Here is a 17,757-nt window from a genome sequence, read left to right as displayed (position 1 = left end):
TGTGACGCCGTAAGGGGGGTAGGGAAACAGCGCAGCCAGCCTGGCCTGCTCAATTGATATCTTTGCCTGATGCCTGACAATGCTGCTCGCACCGCTATCCTCGCCCGCATTCGCGGGGCCCTGGCCCAGCCGGTGCCGCTGCCGGAGCGGCCAGATTTTGCGGCGCCGGTGCATCCGCCGCTGCCGGCCGAGGACTTGGCCGTGGTGTTTGCGGCCAATTTTCAGCGCAGCGGCGGCGAGTTTTACTACTGCGAAAGCCCGGCGCACCTGGCCGCCCACCTAGCAAGTTTCTGGGCGAAGCAGCCGGCGCTGGCGCCACCCTACGTGTGGGAGCCGGAATTGCAGCAGCTACTGGCCGATGCCAAAGTGCCGTTTCGGGCCGGGGAAGACGACTTTCGCCAGAATGCTGACCTAGGCCTGACCAGCTGCGAAGCGCTGGTGGCGCGCACGGGTAGCGTACTCGTGTCGGCCGCGACGGCCGGCGGACGCCGGCTCAGCATCTACCCCGACCAGCACTTGGTCGTGGCGCGGCCGGGCCAGGTGGTGGCCGAAATCGGCGACGCCTTGCAGCTGATGCAGGATAAGTACGGCGCCGGCCTACCCTCTATGATTTCGCTGACGACGGGGCCCAGCCGCACGGCCGACATCGAAAAGACCTTGGTGCTCGGCGCCCACGGTCCGCGCCGGCTTGCCCTATTTTTGCTCGATGATAATTTGGTGCTTGGTGCCTAGTGCTTGGTGCATGGTACTTCTAACCACTAGACCAGGCACCGAGTGCCAAGCAACAACTAAGCACTATGCACCAAGCACCAAGCACCAACTTCCTGCCTGAACTGGCGCTGCCCCCCGGCCGCAACGTTTACTTCGCCTCTGACTTCCATTTGGGCGCGCCGGATGCCGCTTCATCCCTGACGCGGGAGCGGCGCATTGTGCGCTGGCTCGATGCCGTGGCGCCCGATGCGGCGGCCATTTATTTGCTCGGCGACATCTTCGACTTCTGGTTTGAATACCGCCACGCCATTCCGAAGGGTTTTATCCGGCTGCAAGGCAAGCTGGCTGAGCTGACCGACGCCGGGCTGCCCATCACTATATTTACCGGCAACCACGATATGTGGATGTTCGGCTATTTTACCCAGGAGCTGGGCATTCCGATTCTGCGCCATCCCGTGAGCCAGACGATTGGTGGGCGGCGCTTTCACATCGGCCACGGCGACGGCCTCGGCCCCGGCGACCACGCCTACAAGCGCGTGCTCAAGCCGCTGTTTGGCGCCCGCTTCACGCAGTGGCTGTTTGCGCGGCTGCACCCCAACTTCGGCATCGGCCTGGCCAATGCCTGGAGCCGCCGCAGCCGGATTCAGAACGGGGAGGCGGACGCCAAGTATTTTGGCGAAGACGAGTGGCTGCTCGTGTACTGCCGCGAGCTGGAAGCGCGGCAGCACCACGACTACTACGTATTTGGCCACCGGCACCTGCCGCTGGATGTGGCCGTGGGGCCGGGCAGCCAGTATATTAACCTCGGCGAGTGGGTCAATTATTGTTCCTATGGGATGTATGATGGCAATGAGCTGGCTTTGCGGCATTTTGAGGAGTAGCGTGAGGCTTATTTCACGCAGTGTTTCGCAGTGTTTGGCGCAGTGTCTCGCAGTGGTCGTGCTGGTAAGCGCGGCGCGGGCCCAGACCGTGCCCAACGCCGCTTCCGTGGCGCCGGCAGCCAAGGCGGCGCCGGCCCAAACCGTCATGGCCCCTACCCCCCCTTCGCCGGACAAAGCCGGGGAGATGGGCTGGGAGCTGGTCGCCACCATAAAGTTGCCGAACCCCGGCCCAGCTTCGCTGGACCGGCGCGGCACGCTTTACGTGGCCGATGCCAGCAACAACCTGCGCCAATTTGCCCGCGACGGCCAGGCCCTGAACACCTACGCCCCGCCCCAGCCCGGCCGCGTGGGGCTGGTTGAGGCCTGGAACCTGACCCAGACGCTGCTCTTCTACGACGACCGCCAGCAACTCGTGCTGCTGGATAGATTTATGGCGCCCCTCAGCGAAATCCGGCTCGCCGACTACCTGCCCGACGCCACCGTGCGCACCGCCACGCTCGCCCCCGACGGTCGCGTCTGGCTACTCGACGAAAGCACGCTGACCCTGCGCACCCTCGACCCGCAAGCCGGCCTGCGCCCCCAGAATACGCCCCTGGATTTGCTTATCGGCCGCGCCCGGCCCGACTTTCGCTTCCTGCGCCACTACCAGAACAATCTTTACCTCGTCGACCGGGCCAGCGGCATTTTTATCTTCGACAACCTGGGCAACTATCAAAAGAAGCTGCCCTTTGCGGGTCTGAATTACGTGGGCTTTCGCGGCGACGAGCTGTATTATTTCGCCGCCGACGGCCTGCACTTCTTCAACTTATACAAGCTTCAGGAGCGGCGCCAACCCTGGCCCCCTACCCCCTTCGACCCGGCCAGCGTGCGCCAGGTGCTGCTGGGCGAGGACGCGGCGTATTTCGTGACGGCTGCGGGCGTGCTGGTGTACCGGCTGCGCTGAGCGCCGCCCGATTCCCTACCCCCCTCAGCCGTAGCAACCCGGCCGTAGAGCCCGCCGTTAGGTTTGGAAACCTCTCTCACTTCCAAACTCCTTTTCATGAAGGCTCTCCAGATTCACGGCCCTTTCGACGTGCGCGTCGATACGGTGGACGACCCCAAAATTGAAGAAGCCCGCGACGCCATCATCCGCGTCACGAGCACGGCCATTTGCGGCTCCGACTTGCACCTCTACAGCGGTGGCCTGCCGCAGCCGCGCCCAATGGTCATTGGCCACGAGTTCATGGGCATCGTCGAGGAAGTGGGCCGCGGCGTGGGCAACCTCCGCGTCGGCGACCGGGTGGTGGTGCCCTTCCCGGTGGCCTGCGGCACCTGCTTCTTCTGCAATCACGCCCTGCCCGGCCACTGCGAAAACTCCAACCCCGACCACTACGGCCCCGAAGGCGGCCTGCTGACCCAGAAAGGCGGCGCCATGTTCGGCTACACTGACCTCTACGGTGGCATCGACGGCGGGCAGGCTGAGTACGTGCGCGTGCCCTACGCCGACTTCGGCCCCCGCATCATCCCCGATTCGCTCACCGATGACCAGGCTCTGTTTCTGACCGATATTTTCCCCACCGGCTACTCGGCTATCGACTGGGGCGAGGTGAACGGCGGCGAGATTGTAGCCATCTTCGGTGCCGGCCCGGTCGGCATCATGGCCGCCAAGTCGGCCTGGCTGCGCGGCGCGGCCCGCGTCATCATCGTTGACACCCAGCAGTACCGTCTGGACAAAGCCCGGCAGTCGGCCAACTGCGAAACCATTCTTTGGGAAAACATGAAGGATGTGGTGGAGCAAATCCGTAGCATGAGCGAGGGCCGCGGCGCCGACGTGTGCGTCGAGGCTGTGGGCTTCGAGCCCGACCGCGACCTGCTCGACCGCGCCAAGGCCGTTATCAACTTTGAAAAAGGCTCCGTCAAAACCATCGAGGCCTGCATGAGCGCCGTGCGGCGGGGCGGCATCGTCTCGGTAGTGGGCGTGTTCCCCACGCCCTACGACAACTTTCCCATCGGCCAGTTCTTCGACAAGGGCTTCAGCATCCGGGGCGGGCAGGCGCCGGTGCACAAGCACATCGACCGCCTGCTAGACCACGTAATCAAGGGGCAGGTAAAGCTCGACGACATCATCACCCACCACCTGCCCCTGAGCGAGGCGCCCCACGGCTACGACATCTTCAAGAACAAGAAAGATAACTGCGTGAAAGTGGTGCTCAAGCCCTGAGCTACTGCTTGACTAGCGCACCTGAAAACGCCGGCCTGCCCCAGCAGACCGGCGTTTTTCTTTGTAAGAAATAGGCAGCGCAGCGCTTGCCGTATCTTAGAAGCTATTTAGGAGGCCTCCAGGCGGTCATGCTGAGCTTGTCGAAGCATCTCTGCCGCGTCGTTAGGGCTGTTCAACGACACGGTAGAGATGCTTCGGCAGGCTCAGCATGACGTTTCAATGGAGTTTTGGACAACTTCTTAAACAGCTTGTTAGGCCGGCGGCCCGGCCTGTTCTGCCTGCTTCATTTGTCATTCTGATATGCCCTCCGTTGCGCCCTGCTGCTCCCGCTTGGTTTGCCGGTTCCTACCCCTGCTGGCTTTGCTGCTGCAAGGGGGGGTAGGCGCGGCGCAGGCGCCGCCCGGCGCGGTGAGGACAGCTGCCGCGGCATCGCGGCTGGCGCCGGGGCTGGCCAAGCGGCAAGCCCGGCAGGCGGTGCGGGTGAGCGTACGCGACCAAGCCGCGTTTGCCGCCTGGATGGCCCGGACACTGCCGGAAGTCCCGGCTCAGCTGGCGAGCAAGGCAGGCGGCATTTTCACGCTCCGCGACGTGACGCCGGCCGCCCTGACCCAATTGCTGGATTCGCCGCTGGTGCTGTTCATCGACCAGCCCACGCGAGTGGCCCACGATGAGCGGCTGGTCAATCAGGCTGACCTCACGGTGAATGCCATCCGGGCGGTGCACCGGCACTACCCGGCGCTGACGGGGCGCGGCCTGACGGTTTCAGTCAAGGAAAACCCGATTGACCCGCTGGACCTGGACTTTCGGGGCCGGCTGCTGGTGGACTCCGGCACCGTGATTGAGTCGGCTCACGCCAGCATCATGGCTACGCTCATCGCCGGGGCCGGCAACACCGGTCCGGCCGGCGAGGGTGCCGCCCGCGAGGCCCGCCTGGTTTCGCACTCCTACGCCAACCTGCTGCCCGAGCCCGACGCCCAGCTCACCCAGCTCGGCGTGAGCGTGCAAAACCACTCCTACGGCACGGGCATTGAGAACTATTACGGCCTCGAAGCCCGCGACTACGACCGCCAGGCCGCGGCCCTGCCCGCGCTGCTGCACGTGTTTTCGAGCGGCAACTCCGGGCTGCTGGCCAGCCCCGGCGGCGCTTACCAGAGCCTGCCCGCGGTGGCCAACCTGACCGGGCAGTTTAAGATGTCGAAGAACTCGCTGAGCGTGGGCGCGACCAACGCGCTGGGTCAGGTGGCGCCGCAAAGCTCGCGCGGCCCCGCCTACGATGGCCGCGTGAAGCCGGAGCTGGTGGCTTTCGGCGATGCCGGCTCGTCGGATGCGGCGGCGCTGGTGTCGGGCATCAGCCTGCTGGTGCAGCACGCCTACGCCAGCCGGCACGGCGGCACGCGGCCGTCGTCGGCGCTGGTGAAGGCCGCGCTGCTAACCAGCGCCGACGACCTCGGCCGCCCAGAATTGGATTTTGTGAGCGGCTACGGCCAAGCCGATGCGTTGGGCGCAGTGCGCGCCGTGCTGGAAGGCCGCCACTTCGGCGGCCAGGTGGCGCCGGCCGCCGAGCAGACGTTTGAGCTAACGGTGCCGCCCGGCACCGCGCAGCTCAAGCTCACCTTGGCCTGGACCGACCCCGAGGCCGCGCCCAATGCGGCGCAGGCCCTGGTCAACGACCTCGACCTGGAGCTGCTTGGCCCGGCGCCCGGCGCCCGCTGGCAGCCCTGGGTGCTGAGCGCCTACCCCCATCCCGACTCGCTGGCCCTGCCCGCCCGCCGCGGGGCCGACCATCTCAACAATGCTGAGCAAATCACGCTGCGCCGCCCGGCCGCCGGCCGCTACCGGGTGCGGGTGCGCGGATTCAGAGTGAGCAGCGGCGCCTCGCAGGCATTCAGCGTGGCTTACGAGGTGACGGCGTCCGGCCTGGAATGGCTCTTCCCCAACCTCACGCGCAACTTGCGGCCCGGCCAGCCTACCCTCCTGCGCTGGCAGTGGACGGGCGAATCGGCGTCGGCGCAGTTTGCCTGGCGCCCAGTGGGTCAGGTAGCCTGGCGGCCATTAGAAGTCAGTGCCGAGCTGGCTTCCCAAACCCTGACCTGGACGCCGCCCGACACAACGACGCTGGCGCAGTTGCGCGCCGTGGGGGGGGGTAGGGAATTTGTCTCCGACACCTTTGCCCTAGCCCCGCTCCTACCCCTGCGCGTGGCCTACGCCTGCGCAACCGAAGCGCTGCTCACCTGGCCGGCCGTGGCGGGCGCCACCGGCTACCAAGTCTACCGCCTCGGCGCCACCGCCTACGAGCCGCTGCGGCAAACCACCGACACGCTGCTGGTGCTGCCCGCGCCGCTGCCAGCCGGGTCCTATTTTGCCGTGGCCCCGCGCCTGCGGGGCCGCCTCATCGAGCGCAGCAACGCCGCCAGCCCCGCCGGCGCGGGCCTGAGCTGCTACATCCGCGCCTTCGTGCCCCGACAGCCGGTGGCCGACACCGTGCGGCTGAGCCTAGTGCTGAGTAGTCTGTACCGCTTGCAAGCCATTCACTTGCAGCGCCTGGACCCGGTCAGCGGGGAGTTTGAGACGATTCAGACCCGGCAGCCGGTGGACCAGACGAGCCTGGAATTCACGGACCTGACGGCCCGCGCCGGCCTCAACCAGTACCGCATCTGGGGGCAGGACGCGGCTGGCCGCAGCTTCTACAGTGCCGTCGAAAGCGTGCAGCAGGTGCGCCAGGCCGAGCTGCTGGTGTATCCGGTGCCGGCCCGTGCCGGCGAGCCGCTGCAAGTGGTGGCCGTGCCCGGCGCCACCCTGCAATTACGTCTCTACGACGCGCTGGGCCGCCCCGTGCGCGCGGGCGAAGGCACCGGCGCCATCAACGTGTTCGACACCAGCGGCCTGCGGCCGGGCCTTTACCTGTTACGGGCCCGCCTCAGCACCGGACCCGACGTCACGCGGCGCATTGTGCTGGAGTGAGGGGGTAGGGAAGCTGACTTAAGTGGAAAAATGTCGGCACAAAAAACCCCGGACTTACAAATTAAGTCCGGGGTTTCTACATGGCCGGGCGGCCAATGCTGCAATTTCCTACCCTAGTAGATGAAGCTCAGCGCGGTGCGGTCGTTGGCATTGAAGGGCCGGTTGGCGCCGCTGCCGATGCAGGCCAGCATCCAGGAGTTGGAGTCGGCCGTGGCGGGCGTGCCGGGAATGAGCACGGCGCCCACGGTGCTGGCGCCCTCGTTGCTCACCGAGCCGCCGCAGCTGTAGCTGCGGTCCATATAGTCGGTGTGGCGGAAGCCGATGCAGTGCCCGATTTCGTGGGCCAGAATGGTGGCGATATACGTGGCGGGGTTGGCGGTGCCGATGGAGCGGGCATTGACTTTCACCGAGTTAAAGGGGTTGCCGCCCGTGGGAAAGCCCGCCGAAGCCAGGTAGCGCGCGTTGCGGGGCGCCTCAGTCAGCGTGATTTCGCCCCCCGACGAGACGCGCACGAGTTTAATTAGCAAATTCTCAGCGTTGTAGCGGCGAATGACCTCATCGGTGGCCGTCACGTAGGCGGCCGGCAGGACGCTCGATACGGCTACGCTCACGGTGCGGCCTGCGCCCACGCTCACGACTTCCGTAGTGCGGTACTGCTCGTCGGCGCCCACGCGCAGCAGCTGCGCGGCGCTGGTCGAGGCCAGGTTTTCGTTGGTGAGGAAGATGTCGCCCTCCACCAGGTAGCCGCCTTCCACCTGGGCCGCGCCCTGCGTGGTGAAGCCAAGCTGCTTGATTTGGCCGAGCACCGCCTGCGGCACGTCATTAGATGCCGTAACCGATTCGTTTTCCTTCGAGCAGGAAGAGAAAGCCAGCGTCGAAGCGAAGCACAGGCTGGCTGACAGTAAACGAGTAATTTTCATAGATGAGTTTGTTAAGAAATTGAAGATTTGGTAAAGATAATGGGTAGATTAGACAATCTAATCAGTTCAGCCAGACTATTACTGAAAAAATGCAAAACCCCGGCTCCAATGAGCCAGGGTTTGCTTTGAGTCAGTCGCTGCGCCCTATTAGTAGATGTACCGCAGGGCAGTGCGGTCGTTGGTGTTGAAGTAGCGGTTGGCGCCGGTGCCGATGCAGGCCAGCATCCACGAGTTCGGGTCGGGGCCGCTGGGCGTACCCGGAATCAGGATGGCGCCTACGTCGCTGGCGCCTTCGTTGGTGTAGGCTCCGCCGCAGCTGTAGCTCCGGTCGGCATAGTCGGTGTGGCGGAAGCCGATGGTGTGGCCCAGCTCGTGCGCCAGAATGGTGGCCAGGTAGTTGGTATTAGGGTTACTGCCAATGGCGCCCACGTTCACTTTTACGCTGGAAAAAGGGTTGCCGCCCGACGGAAAGCCAGCCGACGCCAGGTAGGTCGAGCCGCTGGGTGCGGCGGTGAGCAGTGTGTTGTAGCCCGATGAGACGCGGCGGTAGCGGAGGAGCAGGCCCTCGGCGTTGAAGCGGCGGATGGCCTCATCCACGGCCGCCACATACGTGGAGGGCAGAGAGGTAGAGATGGCCACGTTGATGGTGCGGCCCGAGCCCACGCTCACCACGTTGGTGGTGCGGTATTGCTCGTCGTCGCCCACGCGCAGCATGTTATAGTCGGCTTTGCTGGCCAGCACCTCTGGGGTTAGCAGAATGTCGCCTTCTACCAGCACGCCACCTTCTACCGCCTTGGCGTCGGCAGTGCCGAAGCCCAGGGCCTTAATCTGGCTGATGGTTTCGGCCGAAAGCTCCGGCTTGGCCGCCGCTTCTTCCTGTTTCTGGCAGCCGGCCAACGAGAGAGACGCGGCGCCGCACAAAGCCAGCACAGCGGATTTTGTAAACTTCATCATGTTTGGATGGAATTAGGGTGAAATTTTCATTAAACCTAGAGGAAGATTATCATATCTCTAAAAATTCACCATAAAAACGCCCGAATGTTATACTTTTTGTAGTTTGGGTATTTGTTACATTAAATTTATTCTCAGTATAGTCATGCTAACCACCTTTGACCGCCTTCTGTGCTGCTGGAGGTAGTGCGTCGGGCGAGACTGCCAGTATCACACCAGCCCTTCGCGCAGCAAATCGTGCAAGTGAATGAAGCCCGCGAACCGGCCGGCCTCCGTCACCACGAGCTGGGTGATGTTGCGGGCCTGCATCCGGGCCAGGGCTTCAGCGGCAAAGTCATCGACCTCAATCGTGGCCGGGCGGGGCGTGAGAATGTCGCGGGCGCGGACGCTTTCCAGGTCCGTGATGTGGCCTAGCTGCCCGCCCAGCATCCGGCGCAGGTCGCCGTCGGTGATGATGCCGGCCAGCGCGCCGGCCGCGTCGAGCACAGCGGTGGCGCCGAGGCGCTTGCCAGATATTTCGAGCAGCACTTCCTTGAGTGAGGCACCTTCCGGCACGTGCGGGCGCTGGTTCTGGCGGCTCAAATCGCCCACTTTCAGGTAAAGCTTCTTGCCCAGCGTGCCGCCGGGGTGCAGGCGGGCAAAGTCCTGGGGCGTGAACTGCCGGGCCTCGAGCAGACACACGGCCAGCGCGTCGCCCAGGCCCAGCGCGGCCGTGGTGCTGGTCGTGGGGGCCAGGTCGTGGGGGCCGGCCTCGCGCCGCACCGGCGCGTGCAGCACGAAATCGGCCTGCTGAGCCAGGTAAGAGTCCGCATTGGCGACGAGCGCGGCCAGCCCTACCCCCTTGCGGCGCAGCAAAGGCACGAGCACTTTGATTTCGGGCGTGTCGCCCGATTTGCTGATGGCGACCACGAAATCCTGGGGCTGAATCATGCCCAAATCGCCGTGAATGGCGTCGGCAGCATGCATGAACAAGGCCGGCGTGCCCGTCGAATTAAGCGTGGCCACGATTTTGCCCGCAATGTGGGCGCTCTTGCCGATGCCCGTCACCACCACGCGGCCTTCGAGCCGGAGAATGGCACGGACGCAATTTTCAAAATCGGGCGTGGTACCGAGCGCGGCGGCCACATCGCGCAAGGCGGCGGCTTCTTCAAGCAGGACCTGCCGGGCAACGCCGAGCAGGTTGGTGGCGGGGAGGGGGGTAGGGAGCATGGGCGAACGAAGGCCGCTAAAGCGCCGGCCGGGGCGGCAAAGGTCAGGCGAGTTGAGCGGAGTTCGGGCGAAAATCCTACTGCGTAGTAATGGGCAAACTGTGAACTCCGCCGCCCGCCCGCCGCCGCGCTGGGTTTCTACTTACCCAAGGGCGCTTAGCAATTCAAGAGATTTATTTTAGCCTAAAACTGGAAAAAGAGCACGTAATCATAATCCTAATTTAAACTCGTGCTTATCTTCGTTTACCACCTCACTTTCTGCGACTACCCCGCCTGCCCCGCTGCCTTATGCTGACGAACGTGCTCGAAACCGCCCCTACCCCCCTCGCCGACCTGAAGGGCACCTTAAAAGAAGTTTTCGGCTACGGCCAGTTCAGGGGGGTGCAGGAGGCCATTATTCAGAATGTGATGGGCGGCCACAACACGTTTGTCATCATGCCCACGGGCGCCGGCAAAAGCCTCTGCTACCAGCTGCCGGCCCTGGTGCTGCCCGGCACGGCCATCGTCATCTCGCCGCTTATCGCCCTGATGAAGAACCAGGTAGACCAGATGGGCGCCTTCGGCATCAATGCCCAGGTCTACAACTCGACCTTGACCAAAACGGAGATGAACCGGGTGAAAAAGGACGTGGTGCGCGGCGACGTGCGGATGCTCTACGTCGCGCCCGAAAGCCTGACCAAGGACGACACCATCGCCTTTTTGCAGCAAACCAACATCTCGTTTGTCGCCATCGACGAAGCCCACTGCATCTCGGAATGGGGCCACGACTTCCGGCCGGAATACCGCAAGATTCGCGGCATTATTGACAATCTGGGCGGGCGCATTCCCATCATTGCCCTCACGGCCACGGCCACGCCCAAGGTGCAGCTCGACATCCAAAAAAACCTGCAAATGGATGACGCGAACGTGTTTAAAACCTCGTTCAACCGCACCAATTTGTACTACGAAGTTCGGGCCAAGCACAACACCAAGAAGCAGCTCATTCAGTACGTGCACTCGCACAAGGGCAAGGCCGGCATCATCTACTGCCTGAGCCGCAAGAAAGTCGAGGAAATCGCGGAGCTGCTAAAAGTGAACGGCGTGCGGGCCCGGCCCTACCACGCGGGCCTGGACCAGCAGGTGCGCATTGATAATCAGGATGCGTTCTTGAACGAGGAATGTGACGTTATCGTGGCCACCATTGCCTTCGGCATGGGCATCGACAAGCCCGATGTGCGCTTCGTGATTCACTACGACGCGCCCAAGAGCATTGAGGGCTACTACCAGGAAACCGGCCGCGGCGGCCGTGATGGCCTGGAAGGCAATTGCCTGATGTTTTACAGCTACGACGATATTCTGAAGCTCGAAAAATTCAGCAAGGACAAGCCCGTCACCGAGCGCGACAACGCCCGGCAGCTGCTGGCCGAGATGACCAACTACGCCGAGGGCGCGGTGTGCCGGCGGCGGCAGCTTTTGCACTATTTCGGCGAGCACATGGCCACGGACTGCGGCTTCTGCGACAACTGCCGCCACCCCAAGGAGCGGTTTGAGGGCGAAGAAGCTGTCGGGCTGGCCCTGCGCACCGTGGTGCAGACTGAGTGCCGCTTTAACTTCGAGCACGTGGCGCAGGTGCTGCTGGGCCTGAGTAATCCGCACATCGAGAGCTACGCCCACAACGCGCTGCCGGTGTATGGGCAAGGCAAGGCGCTGGGCGACATGGGCTTCTGGCATTCGGTGCTGCGCCAATGCCTGCTCAATGGCTTGCTGGAAAAGGACATCGACAACATCGGGCTCGTGCGCGTGACCTCGGCCGGCATGGACTTCATTGAGAATCCCTACCCCCTCACGCTTACCAAAGACCACAACTTCGACGCCGAGGTGCAGGCCGATGAGGAGCGCGCCGACGAGCAGCAGGCCGCCGGCCACGACGAAGCCTTGTTCACCCAGCTCAAGGAGCTGCGCAAGCAGGTTGCCAAGCAGAAAAACCTGCCGCCCTACGTGCTCTTCCAGGACCCAAGCCTGAAGGAAATGGCAACGACTTTCCCGACTTCGCTCAACGACCTGACCCACGTGTCGGGGGTAGGGCAAGGCAAGGCTAGCAAGTTCGGCGCGCCGTTCGTGGCCTTGATTAAGAAGTACGTCGAAGACAACGACATCGAGACCGAAGCCGACGTGATTGTAAAGTCGGCGGTGAACCGCTCGAAGATAAAAATCTACGTTATCCAGCAGATTGACAAGAAGATGAACCTGGAGGACATTGCCTCGTCCAAAGGCATCGGCATGGTTGAGCTAATGGAGGAAATCGAGCACATCTGCTACTCCGGCACCCGCCTCAACCTGGATTATTATATTCAGGGCATGATTGAGGAGGAGCGGCAGGAGGAGATGTACGACTACTTCATGAACGCGAGCACCGACAGCATCGCCGTCGCGTTGCAGAAGCTGGGCGACGAGGACTATACCGAGGAAGAGCTGCGCCTGATGCGCATTAAGTTTATTAGCGAGGTGGCGAACTAAGCGGACGCAGATTAAGCAGATTCTAACGGATTGGACGGATTAATTGGGAGCCCGCGCGTTGTTGCGATGGCAGGAGTGTAAGCGTTAAATTGACTTGACTATGATACGTGAAATTATGATTCCGACCAGCAATATTCTGACGCTGGAATTGCCGGATGACCTAGTGGGCAAAGAAATTGAGGTGCTCGCATTTGAGTTACGGCCAACTGACGTACCGGGGCAAGGCGGGTTGTCAGCCGCAGATACGGAGCAGCGCCTTGCGCACGTTCGCTCCATTTTTGATGGGGTGCGGGTTGATTTAAGCAACTATAAGTTCGACCGCGACGAAGCAAACAATTATGACGGCTGAGCGAGTGGCAGTCGACACCAATATTTTGGTGCACTTGTACGACGACATTCAGCAACAGACCCGTATCGTGGCGGAACAGCTAACCAGCCAAGAGCCGGTAATCAGCCAGCAGGTGATTACCGAGTATTTGAACATCTCCCGCCGGTTGCTGCCCGTACCGAAAGACGAAGTGCTACGCCGGTGCAACCTGGTGTTTGCCGTATGTAAGATTGCGCCGACGACTCACAGCACCCTGGCCCTGGCGGCCCGCCTGCTGGCGCGCTACGACTTCCAGCTTTTCGACAGCATCGTTGTGGCCGCCGCGCTAGAAGCAAATTGTACTACTCTGTACTCAGCTGACTTTCAGCACAATCAGCTAATTGAGGGCCGGTTACGGATTATTAATCCGTTCGTTTAACTGGCCGCTCATGCGTCGGCGCCGGGCCAACCCTGACGCGGGGCAGGCGTAAGCATCGGCAGCACCAGGCTGAACGCTGGCTTTTCACCCCCGGGTAATGTGGATTTTCTTTGCGCTGCTGGCGGCGCTGGTTTCAGCCGTCGTGGTCATCCTCTCCAAGGCCGGGCTTCGGAATGTGCCACCAAGCCTGGCCTTCGCCATCCAAAGCGTATTGATTTTAATCGTGGCCTGGAGCACGGTGCTTTGGCAGAAGCTGCTGCCCGAGCTGGGCAAGATAGAGCGCCGCAGCTGGCTGTTTCTGCTGGCGGCGGGAGTGCTGACGGGCGTTTCGTCGCTGCTGTCTTTCCGAGCCTTATCACTCGGCAACGCCTCGCGCGTGTCGCCGCTGACCAACGTGGCACTGGTATTCTCGGTGACGCTGGCGGCCATTTTTCTGAAAGAAAAGCTGACCTGGCAAATTATCCTCGGCGCCGTTATGATGGGCAGCGGCGCACTGCTGATTGCCTTTACCAAACCAGCCGGAGAGTGAGCGGGTTAGCCAGCTGCTTTCAGAAAGCATAGTGGCTTGAACGCAAAAAACCGCCTTGAAATCAGGGCGGTTTTTTGCGTTCAATATAATAAGGCACTGGCAATCAACACTATCACAGACCGTTGCGGGACAGATTAGCGCCGTCTGCATCGGCTTTCATCACGGTTAATCTGCAACATCTATGATTTAGCAATACTCCTCGAACGCGCCTTGCAAGTTGTTGACGATGCGCATGGCGTCGTTGCCCTCAATGTGGTAGCGCTCAATCATGTGCACCAGCTCACCATCCTTGAACAGGGCGATGCAGGGCGAGGAGGGGGGGTAGGGCAGCAGGTGCTCGCGCACCTTGGCCACGGCGTCGGTTTCCATGCCAGCAAACACCGTGACGAGCTTGCTGGGCTTTTTCTCGGCGCTGGCCAGGGCCATTTTCAGGGCCGGGCGGGCCTTGCCGGCGGCGCAGCCGCAAACGCTGTTCACGGCCACGAGCACGGTGCCTTCGGTGTCGTTGAGGGCGGCATCAACTTCGGTGGGCGTCATGAGCTGCTCGAAGCCGGCTTCCACCAGGTCCTGGCGAATGGGAGCCACCATGTATTCGGGGTAGGTTGACATTGAAAGGGGGTAGGGAAATGAAAAGGAAGGAGCAACAGGCCGTTGCCAAAGGCAAAATTACAACTGCCGGGCTGGCCCGGCGTGCTTTGCTAAAAGCCGGGGCGTGGTTGAAAGGTTCGGCCCGGCCCGGCTGGCGGCGCTGAGCTGGGCGGCGGGAAAGAACGGCGTTGACAGGATTAACAGTTTGATACAAGATAAAAATGCAATAACTTCGCTCTCATCGGGTTATTTGAAGCATTATTACTAAATAAAATGCAAAACAAACTGCTTATCACCCTCTTCCTGGCGCTGCCGCTGGCCAGCCGGGCGCAAGTCGATTCGGTGCGGGCCAAAACCCTGCCCGGCAAGCAAACCGCCGAGCTGGCTTATAACAGCGGCGTGGCCAGCGCGCAGGCTAAAAGCTACCCGGCCGCGCTGGCCAGCTTCACGCAGGCGCTGGCCGCGCGGCCCAACTTCGCGCAGGCCTACGCCAACCGGGGCGCCGTACGCTACGAGCTAAAGGAGTTTGAGCAGGCCGTGGCCGACTACACCGAAGCCTTGAAACTAGACCCCACGGGCTCCTACAACTCGTTTTTTGGGCGCGGCCAGGCCCGCGAAGCCTTGAAGCAAAGTGCGGAGGCCGAGCAGGACTATACCGCTGCCGTGCAGGCGCAGCCGGGCTTCGCGCCGGCCTGGTACAGCCGCGGCGTGCTGCGCTTCGAAAAGGGCAACTACCCGGCCGCCCGCGCCGACTTCGACGCCGCCCTCAAAGCCGACCCGGCCTACGCCCACGCCTACCACGACCGCGCCAGCACCGCCCGGCAGCTCGGCGACCTAGCCGCCGCCGAAGCCGACTACACCAAAGCGCTGGCCGCCCAGCCCACCCTGCTGCCGGCCTTGCTCAACCGGGCCGCCGTGCGGCGCCGGGCCAGCAAGCTGACCGAGGCGCTGGCCGACTACGACGACTACCTCCGGCAGAACGCGACCAACGCGCTGGCCTATACCAACCGCGGCACTGCTCGCGCCGAAAACAAGGATTACAAGGGCGCTATTGAAGACTTCAGCAAGGCCGTGGCGCTGGATGCGCGCTACGCTTTTGCCTGGAACAACCGCGCCGCCGCGCAGCTGAAAATGCAAGACTACGCCCAGGCCGAGGCCGACGCCAGCCAGGCCATTGCGCTGAACCCTGGCTTCGCCGAAGCCTACCTCAACCGCGGCCACGCCCGCGAAATGCTGCGCCAGCCCGACGCCGCCTGCCAGGACTGGCTGCGCGCCGCCGCCCTGGGCCTGGCCAGCGGCACGGCCTACGCCGCCCAATCGGGCTGCGGCAGCGCCACCGACCAGCCCGACCAGGCGGCCGTGAAGTAGAATGGCCCGGCCGGTGGGGATACTTCTTTTTAACTGCTATTGCTTTTGACGATGCGAAATCTATTCAAGCCTTTACTAGCTTCTTTTCTGCTGCTTGGCGCGGCGCGGTCAGGCGCCGCCCAAAACGCAGAGTTTACCAAGGAAGACCTGCCCGACCGCGAAAACCTCAAGCTGGCCCTGCGCGAAATCAAGCTCGGCGACGCGGAGGCCGAAGCCGACCCGGCCCGCTACGCCGCCGCCCTACCCCACTACCTGCGCGCCTCCGCCGTGAACCCCAGCAACGCGGCCCTGAACCTGAAAATCGGCGAAGCCTACCTGCACTCCGACACCAAGCCCGCCGCCCTTGCTTATTTGCAGAAAGCCCAGCAGCTGCACCCCGAAGCCAGCGCCCGCCTGTCGTATCTGCTGGGCCGGGCCCTGCACCTGAATGCGAAGTGGAGCGAAGCCATTGCCGAATACCAGCGGGCCCGGCCCCTGGCCGACGACCGGGCCGGCGAAACCGTGACCGCTGCCGACCTGGCCCGCCGCATTCAGGAGTGCCGCAACGGCATCGAGCTGCAAGCCCGGCCGGCGCGGGTTTTCATCGATAATGCGGGGCCGGCCATCAACTCGGCCGGCCCGGATTATGGGCCGCTGGTTTCGGCTGATGAGTCGGTGCTGCTGCTTACTTCGCGCCGGCCCGGCTCGACGGGCGGGCAGCGCGAGCGCAACAGCGAGGGCTTTTTCGAGGACATCTACCTGGCTCAAATCAGCGCCGACAACCAGTGGATTCCGGCCCGCAACCTGGGCGCACCCGTCAACACCGGCGGCCACGACGCGACCGTGGGCATCGCGCCCGACGGCCAGCGGATGCTGGTGTACGTGGAGGAAAACGGCGGCGACCTCAACGAGGCCAACCTGGAGGGCGCGGCCTGGAGCAAGCCCCGCCGCCTGGGCTCGCGCATCAACACCAAGTACCACGAGTCGTCGGCTTGCTACACGCCCGACGGACGCAGCCTGTACTTCGTGTCCGACAAGCCCGAGGGCGGGCGCGGCGGGCGCGACATCTACCGCATCACCATCGAGGGCACCGACAAGGCCCGGAACCTGGGGCCGGTCATCAACACGCCCTACGGCGAGGAAGGCGTGTTTCTGATGCCCGACGGCAAGACCATGTACTTCTCGTCGGAAGGCCACAACTCGATGGGTGGCTACGACATTTTCAAGACTACGCTCGGCGACAACGGGCAGTGGAGCGCGCCCGAAAACCTGGGCTGGCCCATCAATACGCCCGACGACGACGTGTTTCTGGTCACCTCGGCCTCGGGCCGCCACGGCTATTACTCCTCGGATAGGGCCGGCGGGCTGGGCAGCAAGGATATCTACCGCATCACGTTTCTGGGGCCCGAAAAGCAGCCCGCTTTCAGCCAGGAAGAGCCCTTGCTGGCCGGCCGCGCCCAGCCCATCAAGGAGACACAGCTGGCGCCGGCCGTGGCCGTGACCACGGCCAAGGTGACTATTTTGAAGGGGGTAGTGACTGACGCGCTGAGCAAGCAGCCCGTGGCCGCGACCATCGACGTGATTGACAACCTGCGGGGCGAGAGCATCGCCACGTTTCAGGCCAACGGCGTGTCGGGCCGCTACCTGGTGAGCCTGCCCTCGGGTATTAATTACGGCATCGTGGTGCGGCAGGACGGCTACCTGTTTCACTCCGAAAACTTCGATTTGCCCGCCGCCGCCACGTATGCCGAAGTGGTCAAGGACGTGCAGCTCAAGAAGCTGGAAGTGGGCACGACCATCGTGTTGCGCAACATTTTTTTCGACACCGGCAAGGCCACGCTTCGCCCCGAAAGCACCGCCGAGCTGAGCCGCCTGCTCAAACTCCTCGAAGAGCAGCCTGCCCTGAAGCTGGAAATGGCCGGCCACACCGACAACGTGGGCACCGCCGCCACCAACCGCGACCTGAGCCAGCGCCGCGCCCAAGCCGTGGTAGCCTACCTCGTGGGCAAGGGCGTGAGCGGCGAGCGCCTCACCGCTGCCGGCTACGGCGACACGAAGCCCGTGCTGCCCAACACGAATAAGGTCAACCGCCAGCTGAATCGGCGCACCGAGTTCAAGGTGGTGGCGAAGTAGGGGGGTAGGGAAAGCAAAAGAACGTCATGCTGAACGCAGCGCAGCGGAGTGAAGCATCTCGCGTGGTGAACTAATTCAACCGTTCA

General features: G+C 63.1%; 15 protein-coding genes. 11 read left to right on the top strand and 4 right to left on the bottom strand.

The annotated features are described in order from the left end of the window. The first annotated feature begins 69 nt into the window (after window positions 1-69). From ACFE70_RS01270 to ACFE70_RS01250, 5 genes are all read left to right on the top strand, one after another. Window positions 70-732 (top strand): lactate utilization protein C, encoded by a 663-nt coding sequence (locus tag ACFE70_RS01270; RefSeq protein WP_375415887.1) that lies wholly within the window; start codon window positions 70-72, stop codon window positions 730-732. A gap of 65 nt (window positions 733-797) precedes the next feature. Continuing rightward, window positions 798-1,592 (top strand): UDP-2,3-diacylglucosamine diphosphatase, encoded by a 795-nt coding sequence (locus tag ACFE70_RS01265; protein WP_375415886.1) that lies wholly within the window; start codon window positions 798-800, stop codon window positions 1,590-1,592. Window positions 1,593-1,626: 34 nt separating this feature from the next. Beyond that, the gene (locus tag ACFE70_RS01260) at window positions 1,627-2,535 is read left to right on the top strand and encodes a hypothetical protein (protein ID WP_375415885.1); all 909 of its coding nucleotides are present in this window, start codon (window positions 1,627-1,629) and stop codon (window positions 2,533-2,535) included. A gap of 96 nt (window positions 2,536-2,631) precedes the next feature. Then, entirely contained in the window at window positions 2,632-3,792 is a 1,161-nt protein-coding gene (locus ACFE70_RS01255) for a zinc-dependent alcohol dehydrogenase (RefSeq protein ID WP_375415884.1), read from the top strand. A gap of 300 nt (window positions 3,793-4,092) precedes the next feature. Continuing rightward, window positions 4,093-6,753 (top strand): S8 family serine peptidase, encoded by a 2,661-nt coding sequence (locus ACFE70_RS01250; RefSeq protein WP_375415883.1) that lies wholly within the window; start codon window positions 4,093-4,095, stop codon window positions 6,751-6,753. 113 nt (window positions 6,754-6,866) lie between these two features. Here the strand turns inward: ACFE70_RS01250 and ACFE70_RS01245 are convergent, their stop codons facing one another. The 3 genes from ACFE70_RS01245 to ACFE70_RS01235 form a co-directional block, all read right to left on the bottom strand. Beyond that, on the bottom strand, window positions 6,867-7,673 hold the full coding sequence (locus ACFE70_RS01245; protein ID WP_375415882.1) for a M57 family metalloprotease: 807 nt from the start codon (window positions 7,671-7,673) through the stop codon (window positions 6,867-6,869). A 147-nt stretch (window positions 7,674-7,820) separates the two neighbouring features. After that, window positions 7,821-8,627, bottom strand: a complete 807-nt coding sequence (locus ACFE70_RS01240; RefSeq protein WP_375415881.1) for a M57 family metalloprotease — start codon at window positions 8,625-8,627, stop codon at window positions 7,821-7,823. A 207-nt stretch (window positions 8,628-8,834) separates the two neighbouring features. Further along, window positions 8,835-9,833 carry an SIS domain-containing protein gene (locus tag ACFE70_RS01235; protein ID WP_375415880.1) on the bottom strand — a complete coding sequence of 333 codons (999 nt, stop codon included), beginning with the start codon at window positions 9,831-9,833 and terminating at the stop codon, window positions 8,835-8,837. A gap of 287 nt (window positions 9,834-10,120) precedes the next feature. Between ACFE70_RS01235 and recQ the strand changes: the two genes are divergently transcribed. From recQ to ACFE70_RS01215, 4 genes are all read left to right on the top strand, one after another. Then, entirely contained in the window at window positions 10,121-12,328 is a 2,208-nt protein-coding gene (recQ, locus tag ACFE70_RS01230; protein ID WP_375415879.1) for a DNA helicase RecQ, read from the top strand. Between the two features lie 100 nt (window positions 12,329-12,428). Further along, the gene (locus ACFE70_RS01225; RefSeq protein WP_375415878.1) at window positions 12,429-12,677 is read left to right on the top strand and encodes a hypothetical protein; all 249 of its coding nucleotides are present in this window, start codon (window positions 12,429-12,431) and stop codon (window positions 12,675-12,677) included. A 4-nt stretch (window positions 12,678-12,681) separates the two neighbouring features. Beyond that, window positions 12,682-13,074, top strand: a complete 393-nt coding sequence (locus ACFE70_RS01220) for a PIN domain-containing protein (RefSeq protein WP_375415877.1) — start codon at window positions 12,682-12,684, stop codon at window positions 13,072-13,074. Between the two features lie 97 nt (window positions 13,075-13,171). Further along, window positions 13,172-13,603, top strand: a complete 432-nt coding sequence (locus ACFE70_RS01215; RefSeq protein WP_375415876.1) for an EamA family transporter — start codon at window positions 13,172-13,174, stop codon at window positions 13,601-13,603. A gap of 186 nt (window positions 13,604-13,789) precedes the next feature. Here ACFE70_RS01215 and ACFE70_RS01210 read toward each other — a convergent pair whose 3' ends face one another. After that, window positions 13,790-14,212, bottom strand: coding sequence for a BrxA/BrxB family bacilliredoxin (locus tag ACFE70_RS01210; RefSeq protein ID WP_375415875.1), 423 nt, complete (start codon window positions 14,210-14,212; stop codon window positions 13,790-13,792). A 252-nt stretch (window positions 14,213-14,464) separates the two neighbouring features. Between ACFE70_RS01210 and ACFE70_RS01205 the strand changes: the two genes are divergently transcribed. Both ACFE70_RS01205 and ACFE70_RS01200 read left to right on the top strand, forming a co-directional pair. Next, window positions 14,465-15,559, top strand: a complete 1,095-nt coding sequence (locus ACFE70_RS01205; protein WP_375415874.1) for a tetratricopeptide repeat protein — start codon at window positions 14,465-14,467, stop codon at window positions 15,557-15,559. Between the two features lie 51 nt (window positions 15,560-15,610). Then, window positions 15,611-17,671, top strand: a complete 2,061-nt coding sequence (locus tag ACFE70_RS01200) for an OmpA family protein (protein ID WP_375415873.1) — start codon at window positions 15,611-15,613, stop codon at window positions 17,669-17,671. Window positions 17,672-17,757: the final 86 nt, after the last annotated feature.

The sequence above is a fragment of the uncultured Hymenobacter sp. genome, from assembly GCF_964243305.1.
In the GTDB taxonomy this organism is placed as follows: domain Bacteria; phylum Bacteroidota; class Bacteroidia; order Cytophagales; family Hymenobacteraceae; genus Hymenobacter.
Note: the sequence above shows the minus strand (reverse complement) of the source record. Positions and strands in the feature narration are given on the sequence as shown.

Bases quoted from the DNA above. Each gene is read 5' to 3' on its own strand.
- ACFE70_RS01205 (WP_375415874.1), top strand. From the start codon at position 14,465: ATGCAAAACAAACTGCTTATCACCCTCTTCCTGGCGCTGCCGCTGGCC.
- ACFE70_RS01265 (WP_375415886.1), top strand. From the start codon at position 798: ATGCACCAAGCACCAAGCACCAACTTCCTGCCTGAACTGGCGCTGCCC.
- ACFE70_RS01250 (WP_375415883.1), top strand. From the start codon at position 4,093: ATGCCCTCCGTTGCGCCCTGCTGCTCCCGCTTGGTTTGCCGGTTCCTA.
- ACFE70_RS01245 (WP_375415882.1), bottom strand. From the start codon at position 7,673: ATGAAAATTACTCGTTTACTGTCAGCCAGCCTGTGCTTCGCTTCGACG.
- ACFE70_RS01270 (WP_375415887.1), top strand. From the start codon at position 70: ATGCCTGACAATGCTGCTCGCACCGCTATCCTCGCCCGCATTCGCGGG.
- ACFE70_RS01240 (WP_375415881.1), bottom strand. From the start codon at position 8,627: ATGATGAAGTTTACAAAATCCGCTGTGCTGGCTTTGTGCGGCGCCGCG.
- ACFE70_RS01210 (WP_375415875.1), bottom strand. From the start codon at position 14,212: ATGTCAACCTACCCCGAATACATGGTGGCTCCCATTCGCCAGGACCTG.
- ACFE70_RS01225 (WP_375415878.1), top strand. From the start codon at position 12,429: ATGATACGTGAAATTATGATTCCGACCAGCAATATTCTGACGCTGGAA.
- ACFE70_RS01200 (WP_375415873.1), top strand. From the start codon at position 15,611: ATGCGAAATCTATTCAAGCCTTTACTAGCTTCTTTTCTGCTGCTTGGC.
- recQ (WP_375415879.1), top strand. From the start codon at position 10,121: ATGCTGACGAACGTGCTCGAAACCGCCCCTACCCCCCTCGCCGACCTG.
- ACFE70_RS01255 (WP_375415884.1), top strand. From the start codon at position 2,632: ATGAAGGCTCTCCAGATTCACGGCCCTTTCGACGTGCGCGTCGATACG.
- ACFE70_RS01215 (WP_375415876.1), top strand. From the start codon at position 13,172: ATGTGGATTTTCTTTGCGCTGCTGGCGGCGCTGGTTTCAGCCGTCGTG.
- ACFE70_RS01235 (WP_375415880.1), bottom strand. From the start codon at position 9,833: ATGCTCCCTACCCCCCTCCCCGCCACCAACCTGCTCGGCGTTGCCCGG.